Here is a 2,312-nt window from a genome sequence, read left to right as displayed (position 1 = left end):
GTTGCGGGGGGTGGGGGAGTCGGTACGCTGCTCGGCGCCGGTCTCTGTGCCGCACTGGGAGGATCCCCTTGCCGTACCTGACGCAACTTGCCAAGGTGGCGCGTCGTACTGGTTACCCCGTCACCGAGGTGTCCGGGTGGAAGTCGCGCGGCCATGGTCCGCAGCCGTACGTGCGCGGGATCGTCTGCCATCACACGGCCGGTGCGTCCGGTGGGGGCGACTATCCGTCGCTGGGGGTCGTCCGGGACGGGCGGCCGGGGCTGGACGGGCCCCTCTCGCAGTTCGGGCTCGGGCGGTCCGGGCGCATTTACGTGATCGCGGCCGGGCGGTGCTGGCACAACGCGCCCAGCACGTCGGCCAATCATACGAACTCCAACAGCCTGGGGATCGAGGCGGAGAACGACGGCCGGCAGCCCTGGCCGGACGTCCAGCTCGACGCCTACAAGCGGCTGTGCGCCGAGCTGTGCAGGGAGTTCGGGCTGCCGGTCTCGCGGGTGAAGGGTCACAAGGAGGTCAACACCCAGAAGCCCGACCCGCACAGTGTGAACATGAAGGGCTTCCGGGACGATGTCGCCCGGCTCATCGAAGGAGACGACATGCCCCTCACCGACAAGGACGTGCAGAAGGTCGCCCTCGCGGTGTGGAACCTCTCGCTCGACGCGCCTCCCGGATCCTCCAAGGACCTGATGCAGGCCAAGAACGTGCTCCGGGAGACCTACGGCCGGGCGGCCGAGACGAAGGCGCTGGTCAGGAGCCTGCTCGAGCAGGACCCGGCGGACGTGGACGAGGACGCCGTCGCCGCCGCCGTCCTGGCGAAGCTCACCCCGGAGCGGATCGCCGCGGCGATCCCGCGCGACATCGGCGAGCAGGTCGCCGAGGCGCTGGCCGCACGGCTCGCGGCCGGGAACGAGGCGTGACCGGCCCCGTCAGGGGTGGGTGAGGGTCGCCATGGCCCGGTCGGGCTCCCAGTGGGCCCGTAGGGACGTGATCTGTCCGGCTTCGTTCACCGTGTAGATCAGGACGCAGTCGATGGTCATGGTGGAGCCGTCGGGCGTCGTGGTGGTGATCGTGGCCACGTTGGCGCAGCAGGGGCCGTTGGCGAAGGAGTCGGCCACGGTGAAGCGGAAGCCGGCGATGGTGGAGATGAAGTTGTCCCAGAACGCCTCGATGCCCTCGGGACCGCGGTGGCCGTTGCCGGTGGGGTCGAGGAACGACGGGCCGACCGGGTCCTCGACCAGGGCGTCGGGGGCGAAGAGGGCCAGCCAGTCCTGCTTGCGGCCCTCGATGACGGCCGCCATGGAGGCGCGGGCCGCCCGGCGGGCCGGGTGGTCGGCGGTGGAGGCGTTCCACGTGACGGCGTCTGTAACGTGTTCCTGTTTCATGGGCCCACCTTGGCGATGACGGTTTCGGCGAAGCGTTCCAGGTGCTCGATCTTCTTGGCGAGGGGCTGGGTGTCGGGGCCCTTGGCGTAGGGCGACCGGAAGCCGACGATCACGTCGGTGACGCCCTTGTCCTCCAGGCGCTTGACGCCGTCGGGCGTGTAGGCGTCCATGGAGATGACGTGGACCTCGAACGGGTCGTTCTCCTTGCCCTCCTGCTTGCGGATGTCGTTCAGCCTGGCCAGGAGGGCGTCCAGGTCGTCGCCGCCCGCGTGCATCCAGCCGTCCCCGCGGACGACCGCGCGGCGCAGCGCCGGCTCGCTGTGCCCGCCGACCAGGATCGGGAACGGGCGGGCCGGCGTCATCTTGATCGCCGGGATGTCGAAGTGCTCGCCGTGGAACTCGAAGTAGTCGCCGGTGCCGAGACCGCGGATGATGTCGATCGCCTCGTCCATCCGCCTGCCGCGCCGCTCCCAGGGGACGCCCATCACCTGGAAGTCCTCCGGCCACGGGCTGAGGCCCACGCCCAGGCCGAGCCTGCCGCCCGTCATGGACGCGATCGACGTCGCCTGCTTCGCCACCAGCACGGGCGGACGGATCGGGAGCTTCAACACGAACGGCGTGAAGCGCAGCGTTGTGGTCACCGCGCCCAGCGCCGCGATGAGGATGAACGTCTCGATGAAGGGCTTGTCCTCCAGGAACTCCCTGTCGCCGTCCGGGGTGTAGGGGTAGGTCGAGTCGGACTCCCTCGGATAGACCACTGAGTCGGCGATCGACATGCTCGTGTAACCGGCGTCCTCGGCCGCCTTGGCCAGCGGCGCGTAGAACGCCGGATCGGTCATCGCCTCGGCATAGGTGAACCTCATGGCCGAGATACTAGAACGCGTTCTAGTCCAGTGCCAGGGGCCGGAACGGCGGGGGTTGTGTTTGCCG

General features: G+C 69.5%; 3 protein-coding genes. 1 reads left to right on the top strand and 2 read right to left on the bottom strand.

Annotated features, from left to right (window positions below; all coding sequences use genetic code 11):
• Window positions 1–68: 68 nt before the first annotated feature.
• The gene (locus tag E1284_RS40290; protein WP_165965628.1) at window positions 69–917 is read left to right on the top strand and encodes a peptidoglycan recognition protein family protein; all 849 of its coding nucleotides are present in this window, start codon (window positions 69–71) and stop codon (window positions 915–917) included.
• A gap of 9 nt (window positions 918–926) precedes the next feature.
• Here the strand turns inward: E1284_RS40290 and E1284_RS40285 are convergent, their stop codons facing one another.
• Together E1284_RS40285 and E1284_RS40280 are read right to left on the bottom strand one after the other, a co-directional pair.
• On the bottom strand, window positions 927–1,382 hold the full coding sequence (locus tag E1284_RS40285; protein ID WP_131945373.1) for a nuclear transport factor 2 family protein: 456 nt from the start codon (window positions 1,380–1,382) through the stop codon (window positions 927–929).
• Window positions 1,379–2,245 (bottom strand): TIGR03619 family F420-dependent LLM class oxidoreductase, encoded by an 867-nt coding sequence (locus E1284_RS40280; protein WP_131945372.1) that lies wholly within the window; start codon window positions 2,243–2,245, stop codon window positions 1,379–1,381. Before E1284_RS40280 ends, E1284_RS40285 begins: the two co-directional genes overlap by 4 nt.
• Between the last annotated feature and the right edge of the window lie 67 nt (window positions 2,246–2,312).

The sequence above is a fragment of the Actinomadura bangladeshensis genome, from assembly GCF_004348335.1.
Lineage (GTDB): Bacteria > Actinomycetota > Actinomycetes > Streptosporangiales > Streptosporangiaceae > Spirillospora > Spirillospora bangladeshensis.
The sequence above is the reverse complement of the archived record's forward strand: the minus strand, read 5'-3'. Positions and strand labels throughout refer to the sequence as shown.